Origin of the sequence: Hyphomicrobium sp. (assembly GCF_035687085.1) — a bacterium.
Taxonomy (GTDB): Bacteria; Pseudomonadota; Alphaproteobacteria; order Rhizobiales; family Hyphomicrobiaceae; genus Hyphomicrobium_B.
In genome coordinates, this window is record NZ_DASRYS010000005.1 from 26,613 (window position 1) to 40,854 (window position 14,242).

At 59.5% G+C, this 14,242-nt stretch carries 18 protein-coding genes; 8 read left to right on the plus strand and 10 right to left on the minus strand.

Going from position 1 to position 14,242, the window contains the following annotated elements; all coding sequences use genetic code 11:
* Nucleotides 1-9 precede the first annotated feature (9 nt).
* The 5 genes from urtD (at nucleotide 10) to VFG26_RS03560 (ending at nucleotide 3,493) form a co-directional block, all read left to right on the plus strand.
* Entirely contained in the window at nucleotides 10-792 is a 783-nt protein-coding gene (gene urtD / locus VFG26_RS03540; RefSeq protein ID WP_325022292.1) for an urea ABC transporter ATP-binding protein UrtD, read from the plus strand.
* A gap of 12 nt (nucleotides 793-804) precedes the next feature.
* Nucleotides 805-1,494 carry an urea ABC transporter ATP-binding subunit UrtE gene (gene urtE / locus VFG26_RS03545; protein WP_325022294.1) on the plus strand — a complete coding sequence of 230 codons (690 nt, stop codon included), beginning with the start codon at nucleotides 805-807 and terminating at the stop codon, nucleotides 1,492-1,494.
* A 40-nt stretch (nucleotides 1,495-1,534) separates the two neighbouring features.
* Nucleotides 1,535-2,764 carry a formamidase gene (fmdA, locus tag VFG26_RS03550; RefSeq protein WP_325022297.1) on the plus strand — a complete coding sequence of 410 codons (1,230 nt, stop codon included), beginning with the start codon at nucleotides 1,535-1,537 and terminating at the stop codon, nucleotides 2,762-2,764.
* A 61-nt stretch (nucleotides 2,765-2,825) separates the two neighbouring features.
* A complete protein-coding gene (locus VFG26_RS03555; protein ID WP_325022299.1) occupies nucleotides 2,826-3,161 on the plus strand; it encodes a zinc ribbon domain-containing protein in 336 nt (111 codons plus the stop codon).
* A gap of 125 nt (nucleotides 3,162-3,286) precedes the next feature.
* Nucleotides 3,287-3,493: a hypothetical protein gene (locus VFG26_RS03560; RefSeq protein ID WP_325022301.1), complete on the plus strand. Its 207-nt coding sequence runs from the start codon at nucleotides 3,287-3,289 to the stop codon at nucleotides 3,491-3,493.
* A gap of 19 nt (nucleotides 3,494-3,512) precedes the next feature.
* Here VFG26_RS03560 and VFG26_RS03565 read toward each other — a convergent pair whose 3' ends face one another.
* Nucleotides 3,513-4,100: a glutathione binding-like protein gene (locus VFG26_RS03565; RefSeq protein ID WP_325022303.1), complete on the minus strand. Its 588-nt coding sequence runs from the start codon at nucleotides 4,098-4,100 to the stop codon at nucleotides 3,513-3,515.
* 172 nt (nucleotides 4,101-4,272) lie between these two features.
* Here VFG26_RS03565 and VFG26_RS03570 point away from each other — a divergent pair, with 172 nt between their 5' ends.
* Nucleotides 4,273-4,509, plus strand: coding sequence for a hypothetical protein (locus VFG26_RS03570; protein ID WP_325022305.1), 237 nt, complete (start codon nucleotides 4,273-4,275; stop codon nucleotides 4,507-4,509).
* Between the two features lie 199 nt (nucleotides 4,510-4,708).
* Here VFG26_RS03570 and VFG26_RS03575 read toward each other — a convergent pair whose 3' ends face one another.
* Complete coding sequence (locus VFG26_RS03575; protein WP_325022308.1) at nucleotides 4,709-5,413, minus strand: tetratricopeptide repeat protein; 705 nt, start codon at nucleotides 5,411-5,413, stop codon at nucleotides 4,709-4,711.
* 322 nt (nucleotides 5,414-5,735) lie between these two features.
* On the opposite strand from VFG26_RS03575, the gene VFG26_RS03580 reads away from it, so the two are divergent.
* Nucleotides 5,736-6,572, plus strand: coding sequence for an FkbM family methyltransferase (locus tag VFG26_RS03580; protein ID WP_325022310.1), 837 nt, complete (start codon nucleotides 5,736-5,738; stop codon nucleotides 6,570-6,572).
* 73 nt (nucleotides 6,573-6,645) lie between these two features.
* On the opposite strand, the gene VFG26_RS03585 is transcribed toward VFG26_RS03580, so the two are convergent.
* The 8 genes from VFG26_RS03585 to VFG26_RS03620 are packed head-to-tail and all read right to left on the minus strand — an operon-like array spanning nucleotide 6,646 to nucleotide 13,154.
* Entirely contained in the window at nucleotides 6,646-7,536 is an 891-nt protein-coding gene (locus VFG26_RS03585; protein ID WP_325022312.1) for a dimethylarginine dimethylaminohydrolase family protein, read from the minus strand.
* A complete protein-coding gene (locus tag VFG26_RS03590; RefSeq protein WP_325022314.1) occupies nucleotides 7,533-8,126 on the minus strand; it encodes an urea carboxylase-associated family protein in 594 nt (197 codons plus the stop codon). The genes VFG26_RS03585 and VFG26_RS03590 overlap by 4 nt, the downstream gene beginning before the upstream one ends.
* Nucleotides 8,123-8,911 (minus strand): creatininase, encoded by a 789-nt coding sequence (locus VFG26_RS03595; RefSeq protein ID WP_325022316.1) that lies wholly within the window; start codon nucleotides 8,909-8,911, stop codon nucleotides 8,123-8,125. Before VFG26_RS03595 ends, VFG26_RS03590 begins: the two co-directional genes overlap by 4 nt.
* Before the next feature lie 13 nt (nucleotides 8,912-8,924).
* Nucleotides 8,925-9,638: an SDR family oxidoreductase gene (locus VFG26_RS03600; protein WP_325022318.1), complete on the minus strand. Its 714-nt coding sequence runs from the start codon at nucleotides 9,636-9,638 to the stop codon at nucleotides 8,925-8,927.
* A complete protein-coding gene (locus tag VFG26_RS03605; protein ID WP_325022320.1) occupies nucleotides 9,635-10,405 on the minus strand; it encodes an SDR family oxidoreductase in 771 nt (256 codons plus the stop codon). The genes VFG26_RS03600 and VFG26_RS03605 overlap by 4 nt, the downstream gene beginning before the upstream one ends.
* A gap of 17 nt (nucleotides 10,406-10,422) precedes the next feature.
* Nucleotides 10,423-11,208 (minus strand): ABC transporter ATP-binding protein, encoded by a 786-nt coding sequence (locus tag VFG26_RS03610; protein ID WP_325022322.1) that lies wholly within the window; start codon nucleotides 11,206-11,208, stop codon nucleotides 10,423-10,425.
* A 10-nt stretch (nucleotides 11,209-11,218) separates the two neighbouring features.
* Complete coding sequence (locus tag VFG26_RS03615; RefSeq protein ID WP_325022324.1) at nucleotides 11,219-12,091, minus strand: ABC transporter permease; 873 nt, start codon at nucleotides 12,089-12,091, stop codon at nucleotides 11,219-11,221.
* A 34-nt stretch (nucleotides 12,092-12,125) separates the two neighbouring features.
* Nucleotides 12,126-13,154 carry an ABC transporter substrate-binding protein gene (locus VFG26_RS03620; RefSeq protein WP_325022326.1) on the minus strand — a complete coding sequence of 343 codons (1,029 nt, stop codon included), beginning with the start codon at nucleotides 13,152-13,154 and terminating at the stop codon, nucleotides 12,126-12,128.
* Between the two features lie 141 nt (nucleotides 13,155-13,295).
* On the opposite strand from VFG26_RS03620, the gene VFG26_RS03625 reads away from it, so the two are divergent.
* A complete protein-coding gene (locus VFG26_RS03625; protein ID WP_325022328.1) occupies nucleotides 13,296-14,228 on the plus strand; it encodes a LysR family transcriptional regulator in 933 nt (310 codons plus the stop codon).
* Nucleotides 14,229-14,242 lie beyond the last annotated feature (14 nt).

Consider the following 14,242-nt stretch of genomic DNA (forward strand, 5'->3'; position numbering starts at 1 on the left):
GAGAACCACATGAATGCTGCTGCAGTCAAAGACGGCGTCATCACCGACCAGATGGCTCCCGACTTCCTCCTCTCGGTCGAGGGGCTCACTGTCTCCTTCGACGGGTTCAAGGCGGTCAACGACCTGTCATTCTACGTGGACGAGCGCGAAATCCGCGTCATCGTCGGGCCGAATGGCGCTGGCAAGACGACGGTTCTCGATCTCATCTGCGGGAAGACCAAGGCGACGTCAGGCTCAATCAAGTTCCGCAATCAGGAACTGACCAAGATGAGCGAGTCGAAGATCGTGCAGGCCGGCATCGGCCGGAAATTTCAAACGCCCTCGATCTACGACGACCTGACCGTCTTCGAGAACTTGGAGATCTCTTACCCCAAAGGCCGCTCCGTGTTCGGCGCGCTTGCGTTCAAGCGCGATGCGACGGTACGCGACCGCGTTCACGAAGTCGCCGAGATGATCTTCCTGCAGGACCGTCTGCACGAGCGGGCCGAGTTTCTCAGCCACGGCCAGAAGCAGTGGCTCGAGATCGGCATGCTGCTGATCCAGGATCCCGACCTTCTGATGCTCGACGAGCCGGTCGCCGGAATGAGCGTCTCGGAGCGGATCAAGACCGCTGAACTGCTCAACAAGATCATCGCCAACCGCTCGATCATCGTGATTGAGCACGACATGAAGTTTGTCGAGGACATCGCTCACCGTGTCACGGTGCTCCATCAGGGCAAGGTGCTGTCGGAAGGCTCGATGGACTACGTCAAAAACGACCCCAAGGTCGTGGAAGTCTATCTCGGACACTAGGAGAAGGCGTCTATGCTGAACGTATCGAACTTGCATGTCGCCTACGGTCAGAGCGAGGTCCTTCATGGTCTCAGCTTCGACGTGAAGCCGAACGAAATCGTCGCCATCATGGGACGCAACGGCATGGGCAAGACCACGCTGATGAAGTCTCTGATGGGCATCGTGCCGACGAAAAGCGGCTCGGTGAAGGTCGGCGATATCGATATCACCAACCTGAAAAGCTATGAGCGCGTTGCCGACGGCGTCGCCTATGTGCCCCAGGGCCGTATGGTCTTCTCGACCATGACGGTGAAGGAGAACATCGAAACGGGTCTCACCGTCACGGGGGGGAGCCAGGTTCCGGCCGATATCTACGAGCTCTTTCCGGTACTGCTTGAAATGAAAGGCCGCCGCGCGGGCAACCTCTCGGGTGGCCAGCAGCAGCAGTTGGCCATTGCCCGGGCGCTCGCATCGAAGCCGAAAGTGCTGCTGCTCGATGAGCCCACCGAAGGCATCCAGCCATCGATCATTAAAGAAATGGGGCGTACGCTGAAGAAGATCCGCGATGAGAAGGGGCTTTCGATCGTCGTCTCGGAACAGGTACTGAGCTTCGCGCTCGATGTCGCCGACCGCGTGCTCGTCGTCGAGAACGGACAGATCGTGCACGACGAACCGCGGGCTTCCGTCGATGAAGCCAAGGTCGCGAAGTACCTTTCCGTCTGATTGTTAGAATCTTTGTCGATAAAACCAAAGGGGAGATGGAATGGCTGAAACGCTCATAAAAGTTGATCTGACGCAATCTGCGTACGACAACGACATGGTGCACAATCGCTGGCATCCGGATATTCCGATCGTAGCCTGGGTGAAGCCGGGCGATGACTTCATCATCGAAACGTACGATTGGACCGGCGGCTTCATCAAAAACAACGATGATGCATCCGATGTTCGCGACATCGACCTGTCGATCGTCCACTTTCTCTCCGGTCCCGTCGGTGTCGAAGGCGCGGAGCCAGGCGACCTGCTTGTCGTCGACTTGCTCGATATCGGCGCGAAGCCCGACAGCCAGTGGGGCTTCAACGGCTTCTTCTCAAAGAACAACGGCGGCGGTTTTCTGACCGAGCACTTCCCTTCGGCGCAGAAGTCGATCTGGGACTTCGAGGGCATGTTCACGAAGTCACGCCATATTCCGGGCGTGCGCTTCCCCGGTCTCATCCATCCGGGCCTCATCGGCTGCTTGCCCGATCCCAAGCTCTTGAAGACCTGGAATGACCGCGAAATTCCGTTCGTCGAGGCGAACAAGGATCGCGTGCCGCCGGTCGGCACGGTTCCCTTCGCTCCGACCGCGCACATGGGCCGTCTCAAGGGTGATGCGAAGGCGAAAGCTGCGGCGGAGGCCGTTCGCACCGTTCCGCCGCGCGAACACGGCGGCAACTGCGATATCAAGGATCTCTCACGCGGATCGAAGATCTACTTCCCCGTCTACGTGCCGGGTGGCGGTCTCTCGATGGGCGACCTTCACTTCAGCCAGGGCGACGGCGAGATCACGTTCTGCGGCGCGATCGAGATGGCCGGCTGGCTGCATCTCAAAGTCGAAGTCATCAAGGACGGCATGAGCAAGTACGGGATCAAGAACCCGATCTTCAAGCCGTCGGTGATCACGCCGAAGTATGACGACTACCTGATCTTCGAAGGCATCTCCGTCGACGAGCAGGGCCAGCAGCATTATCTCGACGTGCACGTTGCCTATCGTCAGGCGTGCCTCAACGCGATCGAGTATCTGAAGAAGTTCGGCTACTCCGGCGCCCAGGCTTACTCGATCCTCGGCACGGCTCCGGTACAGGGACACATCTCGGGCGTCGTCGATATTCCGAATGCCTGCGCCACGCTGTGGTTGCCGACGAAGATCTTTGACTTCGATATCAATCCGACTGCGGCCGGCCCGACGAAGTTCATCGACGGCTCGGTGCAGATGCCGATTGCGCCGGATCTCTAATCTTTCTCACGAATGCTTGGCTGGCCGGAGACGGCCAGCCGAATTTCTCGAGGAGCGCCGAATGCCCATCTACGATTACGATTGTCCGAACTGCGGTCCCTTCGCTGCGCTTCGGCCCATGGCGGAGTATGAGCTGCCTCACGAATGTGAAAGCTGCGGAGCGGATGCGCCGCGCGCCATTCTCTCGATGCCAGCGATTGCGGGAATGGATCGCGGACGCCGCATCGCTGCCGAGACGAACGAGCGTTCGTCGCACGAGCCAAAGCAATCCAAGAGCCATGCACCGGGCTGCGGCTGCTGCTCGGGATCAAAATCGAAACCAGCCAAGGCGGCCGGTCAAGAAGCCCCTGCGCTCAAAAGTTTTCCGGCAGCCAGGCCTTGGATGATCAGCCACTGATCATCCCAAGACACTGATCGATTTCATGGAAGGGCATCGCGTTGGGACTCGGAGACTCGGGGACGCCGGTGCAAGACGCATGTCAACGTGGCCACGGCCTCGGTGCGAGGCAGGACAAGACGGCGATGTCGTTGGGGGTCACTAATTTTCTGACGAATTGGCTGCGGTGGCATGCCGTGGGCCGCGTCGCCAGCCCCGAGGACATTCCCGTCCTGACTGATAAGTGCCTGGAGGACGCCGCGCGCGAGGGAATATCGCGGCTTGATATCGAGATCGTCGTCGGACCGCTCGAGAATTGCATTCGCATGTCGCTACGCCAGGTGAAGAAATAGCCAGAGACGCTCGCGGCGCTTAGGCCAGGCCCTCCTGCTTCAATGCGACATCGACCGTCGGGCGTGCGCGGACATGCTCGGAAAGCGTTTTCAACGGCTGCGGCAGATCGATGCCGTTTTTCACCGCCCATAGCAGCGTTACGAACAGATAGAAGTCGGCCACCGTGGCGTGCTCGCCGAAGAGATATGGGCCCTTCACTTGCGCGGCGATCTCGCTCAGCCTTTTGCGGATTTTGTCGGCCGCGGCTGCCTTCTCCGATTCCGTCGATCCCGGCTTGAACAGGGGCGCGAACGCCTTGTGAATTTCGCCCGAGATAAAGGAGAGCTTCTCCAGCTGCCTGTAGCGGCCATTCTGGCCCGGAGCCATGAGAGCCGGGTAATTGTCAGCAATGAAAGAGAGGATGGCTATGTTTTCCGTGAGGATTTGTCCGTCATCGAATTGAATCGCCGGAACATAACCCTTGGGATTGATGTCGTAGAATGACCGGCCGTCTTCCAGCTTATGTGTTTTGAGGTCCACCTTCGCCAGTGTGAACTTCATGCCGGATTCTTCCAAAGCGATGTGATCGGCAAGGCTGCAGGCTCCAGGTGAGTAATAAAGGATCATGACGGTTACTCCGCGTTTTGATCCTCAACGCATCGCCTGATGTGAAGTTTCAAGACGTTTAATGGGTGCCAGCAGGCTTAAGCGGCGACTAACCACGAACAGAGACAGCACTCGTCGTTTTCAAAGTGCGGCTTAGTCTCGCTTTATTGCGCATAACCAAGGAGTTTTTTGCATGTCAAAGCATCTCATGTTTGCAATCATCGTTGCTGTTTCGACGATCGCTGCGCCTGCTGCATCAGAGGCGAGCTGCCTCTGCTTGCGCCAGGCCAAGGCACAAGCTGTCGGCGTGTTCAATGGCGCGGTCGGCGCCACGAAGGCAGCCATCTACAAGACAAAGGCCTTCGGCAGTCAGGTGTTTGGCTGGGTGGGAAGCTGCGGAGGTGGTTGCCGCCGCGGATGTGGCATTTAACTTAGCCACGCCTGCTGTCGTAATAAGGCGGCCTCGCTGATTTGAGGCCGCTGACTTTGGAGCCGATGTGGCGTCTCCCGTTCTGCAACCTTCATTCCCCGAATTTGACGGACGACATCCGCATAACGGTAAAAATTGCAGTGTGGATCTGAGCGCTGCGTTTCAGGCGGACTTCAATGCGGGTGGAGTTCGCCACTCATCAATTGATCGGCGGGACTTCCAGCTGTGTGCTTCTTCGATCCAGGCTTGGATCCAACATCGCAGCGGTTTTGAAATCGCGGTCAGCTGCGGCGAGGTTTCCTTCATCGACGTAGGTGTCGGCTCGAACGAAGTACGCCATTGCGTATCTCGGATTGAGGTCCACGGCTTTGCTGAAGTCGTCGATGGCGTCGGCGTACCTGCCCTGCATTTTCAGGACGACGCCACGGTTGAAATACACCACCGGTTCGTTGGGACTGATTTTCATTTCGCGACCGTAGTCGGATATGGCGGCGTTGAGGTCACCTTTCTTGCGGAAGCAATTGGCGCGGTTGTTGAAGACTTTTGGATAATAAGGTTCTATCCGGATAGCCTCGTTGTAGTCGGCTATTGCGCTGTCGCAATCGCCTACCGCGGCATACACGAGACCGCGGCCGACATAATAGTATGGGTCTGAAACGATCTTGGTTGCGCTGGTAAAATCGGATATTGCGCGGGTGAAATCATTCTTGGCGAAATAGGCGAGCGCCCTATTCCCATAATAGATGGCGAGGTTTCGTGGGTTGTTCGGCGCTGAGTCGATCAGGATGGAACAGCCCGTAATATGCGCGTCCGGCGTTGCGCCCGCCTCGCAGTCTCGAGCTGCATCTGCCAAGGCCGAATTTGAAGCTATAAAAAGCAGGATGAGCGTTGCAATATAACGCATGTCGTTTTCCCGAATTTAAAAGGCATGGAAAAATCTGTTTTTCAAATAAAAGGAATATCGGAGAACGAAATCACGCGTACTGAATCACAATAATAACGCATCGATTTATTGAGGCAATATCGAAGCGGAAGATCTCCCCAGTCTTTGCTGATCATATCGTTCTCTTGGTGAAATGTACTTGCGGGTCATTACTGCGCGCCGAGCGCAAGTGCCTCGGGTTTGTGGTTCGGCATTAATGCAATGGCTTCCTATGAGGCGCACAATAGGAGGCATGTTTGCCCGCGCGAGCATTTTGCTTTATATTTCACTGTGAGTTTTCCAAATGAAGCAGTGCATCGCCATCGCCGGAAGGATGTTGCATTTCGAGGGCGATGAAGGGGACTTCTACTTCCAGCATCTTTCTCAGTTCGCGCAGGGTCCCGGTGAACGGCACTTGTTGCGATTTGCAGAGCGCTATCTGCATCCCGCCAGCACAATTTTGGATATCGGGGCGAGCATCGGCCTCACGACGGCAGCATTGGCGCTCGCTTGCCCCAAGGGTCACGTTTACGCGTTCGAGCCTTCGCCCAGGAACGCGGTCTACCTGCGCCGGAACCTGACATCGAACGCTTTGGAAAACGCGACGGTGGTGGAGCGCGCGGTGGGTGCCGTTTGTTCTGCGACGCACGTCACCCAGCCGTTTATCAGCGTGAATTCGGCCATTGTGAGAGAACGCGATCGCCGGCCGCCGGATGATGAGGTTGCGAGCGTTGCCATGGAGACGATCGATAGCTGGGGTGCAGCGCTTGCCTCACCGGTAGACTTTATGAAATTGAACGTCGGCGGCTATGAGGCCCATGTCATCGCCGGAGCGGCCGAGACGCTTGTGAGGGACCGGCCGCTCATTTTCATGGAGTTCAATTCCGTTGCGATCGCGTTCGCGGCGAGGCGGAGCCCGCTGTGCTTTGCCGAGACGATCTGGAATTTGTTCGATGTATTTGAGATCGATGACGCGGGGCGGTTATCGGCGGCCGATGCTCGCCTTTTCGTTCTGAACAATATGGTCCGTCACGGATGCGTGGACGACATCGTTTTGGATCTCAAACCCGGCCATGACGCGCGGTCGATACGCGAGGTTCTGGCGATCGAGATCGATGCGGAGCGTGCCGCGGCAGCGTGACGACCGCTGCCGACCGTCGTTATCATTGCAATGAGCGAGGCAATCGACGCGATCACCTCGCTCGGTCTTCAAGTCACAGCGGATCGCGCTTCAGTGCCTGGCAGAGGCAATGCGGGCCACCGCCGCCCAGCGTGAACATGGAGAGATCCGGATCGTAGACTTCGATGCCATGTGCGCGCATGCGGGCGTTCAAGTCTTTGTTCGCGGCTGTTGAGAGCACGCGATCGTTGCCGAGTGCGACGATGTTTGTGCCGAGCTGCGTGGAGTCATGATACGAGACGGGCAGAATTTCGTAGCCCTTCGATTTCAGCAAATCGAGGAACCAAGGCTGGTGCGCGTCGGGCGCAACGGCCACGAGCTTGTCGTTGATGAAGCCGACCGACACGTCGAGATGTACGAAGTGCGGCGGGAAAGGCACGGCGTAGGCTTCCCAGCCCTCCGCGCGGAACCATTCGCAGACCTGCTCAGCGCCTTCCTTATCGGAGCGCTCGCCGCCGTAACCGCACAAGACTAAGCCGGGCCGGACCACCATGAAGTCGCCGCCCTCGAAGTGGCCGGCGCTGACCATGTTCCAGATCGGAATGCCGGCTTCTTGGTAGAACTTGAAAGTGAGCGCGTAGTCGCCGCGGCGGTAGCGCGTCTGCAGCATGGTTATGACGGCGCCGAATGGCGTCATGACGCTCGAGTCGCGAGCGAACACGCTGTACTTCAATTCGGGGCGCGCATCGAGCCAATGGCATTCAACGCCCGCGCTTTCGTAAGCGTCCACCATCTCGCGGTGCTGAGCCATGGCGACCTGTGCGTCGAACTTCAGGCCGAGTGACAGCGTGTGCCGGGCAACCGCGCTGACAGGGCGCCATTCGAAAAAGTCGGGCTTGCCGAGCAGAACGTGACGAAGGACGCCGGTTTCGGAATCAAGGCCCCACGGAACGGAACTGGTTATGGATCGATCAATGGAGTTCATGAGAGCACCTCGTAATGCGCGTCGGTCGGCGCGCCGGCATTGATACGGATGATGTCCTGCGGACATGCGGACATGGCGACGACGCAATCCATCTCCGCCTTCAGCACGACGTAGTCGCCAGGCTTGGAGACGGGCTCTTCCCAGCCGATGCTGCCGTCGGGCTTGATCGGAATGTTCATCCAAAGATTGAGCGGCGAGGGCACTTCAGGCGGCGTCAAACCAATGCCTGCCATGCCGTTGCGGAGATTATCGGCGCAGTTCTCGTGATATTCGGTGCAGCCCAATCCCTGATAGCGATAGATGTCGCAAGCGGCGATGAACGTGTCGTGGACGCCTGGCGACGTATCTTCAACAAGGGTCAGGATCGGCCTGCGCTTGTTGGTCATGAGCTTGTCGCCGGGCTTCGGCCGGATGCGATCGATCGCGGCGCGCATGTGTTCCATCGAGAGGAATTCGTTGAGGTCGTGGGCGTTGAAAGCCCACGTATCGACAACCTGGTGGCCGTGCGTATTCACGATGCGGATAGACTGTCCCGCCGCCAGCGCAACAGCGCGGCCCTGGCGGGCGGGAAGCTGCTGAAGCTCGCTCATGCCTTCACCTTGATGTTGGGGAATTCTTTGCGGATGGCTTCAGTCACGCCAACGGCGTAGTCGGCCGCGAGAAGTTTGCCTTTCTCCGCGTCACAACCTTGGGCCGGCGAGAGCACGCCGGAGCATGGCACCCACTTTGTACGCGTCGGATAGACGTCGTAGGCCGGGAATTCAGCCGGCTTGTCGGTCGGCAGCGCTGACATGTCGACGAGATCGGGGTGATGGTGAAGCATCAGCGATGTTTCCATCACGGCAGCATGTTCGAGCGCGAAGCCGGGGAAGCCCTCGGGGAAGATTTTCTCCAGCGTCTCGGGGCGCGTGAAATCCCAATATTCGAGCCGCAGGATCTCCATGTCATGGATGCCCATGTAGGCGAGTTCACGCAGCGCAAGGTCAACGGCTTCGATGGTGAACATCATGTTCTCGTAATGGCCATTGATGAGAACGAGGCGGCGGGCGCCGTGGCGCGCGAACTCCTTGATCACGTCGCGGAGGAGATGCGCAAGCGTGTCGGCGTCGAGGCTCGTCGTTCCGCAGAAATGATTGCCGCCGCCCATTTTCGGCTGCGATTTGTAGCCGAAGGCCACTGCAGGGGCGACGATCGCATCGAGCTGCTTGGCGACATCGACGGCGACGGCGGTTGCCAGCATCACGTCGGTGCCCATCGGCAGATGCGGTCCGTGCTGCTCGGTGGCTCCCACCGGCAGAAGAACGAGAGCGCCACCTTCAATCCGCTTTTGATAGGTGGTCCAGCTCATCTCATTCATGAAAAGGCGGTCGGTCATTTTTTCCCTTCTTTCAAACCATGGAGGCGCCGCCGTTGACGCCGATTACCTGTCCCGTGATGAAGCTTGAGCCGGGGCCTGCGAGAAACAGCGCGGCTTCGGCGATTTCTTCCGGCTTGCCGATGCGGCCGAGCGGATTGCCCGTTTCAAGCGCTTTCCAGTCTGGCGGCATGTTGTCGAAATCGAGCAGCGGGGTGTCGGTCGGGCCGGGTGCCACCGCGTTGACGAGAATGCCGGGGCCAAACTCTTTCGCCCAGCAGCGCACCATGGCGCTGATGCCGGCCTTTGATGCGCAGTAGGCGGCGTGATGCTCTCGGCCGAGCTGAGCGAGTTCAGAGCTGAAGAGTATGATGCGGCCGCCGTCGCCGTACTTCTTCATCGCGCGCACGGACTCGCGCACCATGAGGAGGTTGCCGACGAGATTGATGTCGAACAGCTTGCGGACGTCGGCGATGGGCGTGTCGAGAAGAGGCGCAGAGTTGAAGATCGCTGCAGTGTTGAGCATGACATCGAGGCCGCCGAGCGCTTCGTCTGCCGCTTTGACCGCTTCGACGACTTGCGCCTCGTCCGTGATGTCGACCTTGAACGCCGGGCCATTGCCGGTGGAGATCGGGCTGATGTCGAACCTCGCGACGCGCGCGCCCTTGGCTTCGAACAGATCGGCAATGGCGAGGCCGATGCCGCTCGCGGCGCCGGAGACGATGACTTTTTTGTTTTCGATGCTCATCCGAGAAATTCCCCGCGATCGACGCCGATCGCCTGACCGGTGATGTTGCTTGCAAGGTCGCTTGCAAGGAAAAGGTAGAGGCCGGCGACGTCGGGCGGCTCCATAAGGCCCGGCAGAGCTTGGGCCGCGACGACATCGGCGAAGATGTCGGCTTCGCTCCTGCCGGTGCGTTCGGCCATGGTTTTTGCCGAGCGAACGGAGGCGACGGTGCGCACCCAGCCGGGGCAGACCGCGTTGACGTTGATGCCTTGGGGCCCGAGTTCGCGCGCGAAGGTGCGGGTCAGTCCGACGACGGCGTGCTTGGAGGCGATGTAGCCGGCGAATTCTCCGACGGCGCTTTTCGCCCAAACCGAAGCAGTATTGATGATGCGTGCGCCGGGCTTCAAAAGCGGGAGCGCCGCGCGCGTGACGTTCCAGGTGCCGCGCACGTTGATATCGATGATGCGGGCGAAGGTGGCGTCGACTTCATCGCTCAGATCGGTGACCGGCGTGATGAGTTCGAGACCGGCGTTGTTCACCAGCACATCGAGCGTGGTGAATTCGGCGAATACGCTCTGGAGCGCGGCCTTGTCGGTGATGTCGGTCAGGAAGGATTTGACCGGCCGCCCGCATGCCTCTGTTAGATGCGCCGCTGCGTCGTGCACCTGGTCGTCATTTGCCAGGATGGCAACGTCGGCGCCTGCGAGCGCGAACCCTTCCGCTATGGCAAAGCCGATGCCCCGGCTGGCACCCGTCACGAGCACCGATTTGTTCTGAAGGTTGATCACGGTTCGTCCTCGGGGTCCTATACTTTTTCTTCTGCCCCAGTCGCTTCGCGCACAAACTTCAGGATGCGCGTGCGAAGTTTGAAAAAGGTCTCGCTGTCGCGCAGCTCGAGCGTGCGATCGGGGCCGAGCTCCGCGGAGATATCGATGTCCTGCAGCATGCGCGCAGGCCGCTTCGAGAAGACGATGATGCGATCGGCGAGAAAGACGGCTTCGTCGACGTCGTGGGTCACGAAAATGATGGTCTTGGCGTCCTGGCGATGGATGCGGCGCAATTCGATCTGCAAGCCTTCGCGCCTTTGGGCATCGAGCGCGCCGAAGGGCTCGTCCATGAGAAGGACTTCGGAACCCGCTGCAAGCGTGCGGGCGATGGCGATGCGCTGGCGCATGCCGCCCGAGACCTTGTTGGGATAGAAGTCGGCAAAGTCCGTCAGGCCGACGAGTTCGAGATAGTGATCGAGCCGCGCCTTCTTGCGTTCCGGTGTCAGGTCGAGCCGGTACTTCATGCCGTAGGCGACGTTCTCGGCGACCGTCAGCCACGGGAACGAGGAATAGGACTGGAAGACCATGCCGCGTTCGCGATCCGGTGCGCCGATCGGCTGGCCGTGGAGACGGATTTCGCCGTAGCTCGGCGTCTCCAGGCCGCCCACCATGCGCATCAGCGTGGTCTTGCCAGAGCCCGAGGGGCCCAGGAACACGACGAACTCATTGCGTTTGATGTTCAGGTTGAAGAAAGGCGCGACGACTTCGAGATCGCCAAAGTATTTGGCGACGCCGTCGAATTCGAGATAGGGAGCGGGAGCCACGGTTCGCCTCTCAGAGATAACGGAACAAGCGCTTGTGCACGAGGCGCAGGATCTGGTCGGTCACCAGGCCGATGAGCCCGATCGTCACGACGCCTGCCATCACTTCCGAGGTGTTCATGTAGCGCCGTGCCGCCCAGATGACGAAGCCGAGGCCGTTATTGGCGGCGACGATTTCGGCTATGATCAGGTAGGTCCAGCACCAGCCGAGCGTGATGCGCAGGTTGTCGAAGAGGCTTGGAAGCATGGCACGGAAGGCGACGTCCGAGAGCATCTGCGGGGGACGTGCGCCGACCGTGTAGGAGATTTCGACGTATTCCTGCGGGACGCGGCGCATATCGTCGGCGACGAGCAGCACGAGCTGGAAGAACGTGCCGAGCCAGAGCAGGAAGATCTTCGTCGTTTCGCCGACGCCAAACCAGATGATGGTGAGCGGGACGAGTGCGGGTACCGGTAGATAGCGGATGAAGTCTACGATCGGCTCGAGCGCGGCGCCCACGCCGCGAAAGCTCGACATGGCGATGCCGATGGGGATTGCCATGACGACGGCAATTGAGAAGGCGACCCAGATGCGGAGTGTCGACACACCCGCATGCCACAACAGGTTCTTGTGGAGGATCATGTTCCACAGCGTCTCGATGGTGACGCTGGGGGGCGGGAGGAACGTGGCGTTGATCCAGCCGAGACGGGTCGAGAGTTCCCACAGGCCCAAGACGAACAAGCTTGTGAAGGCTGCCGTCAAAATCTGGGCCCGCTTCGATAACGTTCCGCGGAAAGTGAAGAACTGATTGCGGGTATCTTTTCTTGGTTGAGAACGCGGCATCGTTGCCGCGTTCTCGGCCGGCGCACGCGACGCGCCCGATAGTATCGCTTTGGTGGTGGTCACGTGCTGATCTCTTTGCCGGCTTCGCTTCGTTTCGTTACTTCAGATCGGCTTCGGTGATGCTGGCAACGATCGAATTGTCGATCTGCTCGTCTGCCTTCAAGGTATTGTCAGCAGCGCCGTTCTCGATGTTGAGCTGCATGACCTCATCGAAGATCTTGAAGAGTGTGCCGGGTGCGCCGGGCTTGCCGAGGTATTCACTCGTCTCCTTGAGCCCCGTGTATTCCAAGCTGCCTTCGATCGACTCGGCGAACTCTTCCGGCGTCAGATTGAAGTGAGGCGCGGCGAGCTTGATGAAGTCGGCCTTATTGGTCTTGAAGTAATCGACAGCCTTGAAGATGCCGATCATGAACTTCTTATACTTCTCGGGATTGGCCTTCAGATCATCCTGGCGGGCGGTGATGACATCGATAACAATGCCCGGGTACTGCGCCGACGATACGAGGATGTGCGGCTTGCGCTGGGGGACCTTGTCGATCGCTTGAGAGAGGTTCGGCTGATAGGAGACGACCGCTGCGATCGAGGGGTCGTTGAAGACGGCGACGGTGTCGGCGGTAGCGATCTGCTTGAGGTCGAGATCGGCCAGCGTCAGGCCCTTCTTCTTCAACTCCATCTGCAGGAGCAGGCGGGCGGGGATATTCGGCTCGGAAGCGACCGTCTTGCCCTTCAGCTGTTCGACGGAGGTGATGTCGCCCGAAGCGATAACGCCGTCGCCGCCGAGCGACTGGTCAATCGCGCCGATGATGATGCCGGGCGTTTTGGCATCGCGCGGCTTGCCCTGGTACTCGCCGACCGTGCGCATATCCATCTCGATGTCGCCGTGCTCCATCGCCGCCATAACGTTGGCGCGTTCGTCTTCGAACTTGATGTCGACTTCGATCCCGAGATTTTTGAAGTAGCCGAGTTCCTGGGCCACGAAGACTGGAGCGAAGCCGCTCCACGTCGGGCAGAGGATGCGGATCTTCTCGTCAGCCATAGCTGCCGTCGCGGCAAGGGACACGCTCATCCCCATCGCGATTGCCAAACCTGCTCCGACAACCCGCCGGAAATTCATCGTCTTATGCATCGGCACCATCCTGGATGAACACACCACCGTCACACTGAAATCTCGGGGAAAATCACATCGAGACCAATATTGAATATTGGAAAGATACATCGAAAATGGTCAATGTGACTTTAGAGCGACGGTGATGGATGGAGTGAGCGGATGCGGCGGCTCGATAACATAGACATTCGACTTCTTCGGGTGTTCATGACGCTGGTCGAAGCCCGCGGCTTCGGCGACGCGCAGATTGCCCTCAACCTCTCGCAGCCGACGCTGAGCACGCATCTCGCCACGCTCGAACGCAAACTCGGGGCGCCGCTGTGCGTGCGCGGCCGGCGCGGATTTCAACTGACGCCATTCGGCGAGGCCACCTACCACGCGGCGCAGAAGCTATTTGCCGACATCAACGCGTTCGAGGAGAGGGTGAGCCAACACAATGGCCAGCTCGTGGGGCGGCTGCGCATCGGCATCGTCGACGGCGTCGTGACCAATCCGGCTTTGGGGCTGCAGAACGTCATCGCGCGCTTCATGGAGAATGCCGAGAACGTCTACATCGATCTCGAACTCGGCACGCCTCACGCGCTGGAGCAGGCCATCGCCGACAGCCGGCGCGACGTCGTCATCGGGCCGATGTCGCAGAAGGTGCCGGGGGTCACGTACGTTGCGCTGCATCAGGAACCGCATGGTCTTTATTGCGGCAAGGGGCATCCTCTGTTCGATGCGGCGCCTGCTTCGATCACGCGGGACGCCATCGGCAAGGCGCTGTTCTCGGTTCGCGCCTACCGCCACTTGGACGATCTCTATCGCGCTGACCACCCCCGCGCGACGGGACAGGTTGTGCAGATGGAGGCGCAGGTCATGATGATCCTGTCGGGCCGGTTCATCGGCTTCCTGCCCCGCCATGTCGCGGACGCGTGGGTGCGCCAGGGTCTCATGCGGGAATTGAAGCCGCAGACCTATCAATTCCAGTCGAGCCACTTCGCCGCCTATCGCAAGAGCGACGACAGCCGGCCGATCGTGCGCAGCTTCGTGCGCTTTCTCAGCCAGAACGCGGGCCAGACGCGCAGGCCCGCCAGCGCTGCCAAGACGGCTTGAGGCGCGGGGGCCGG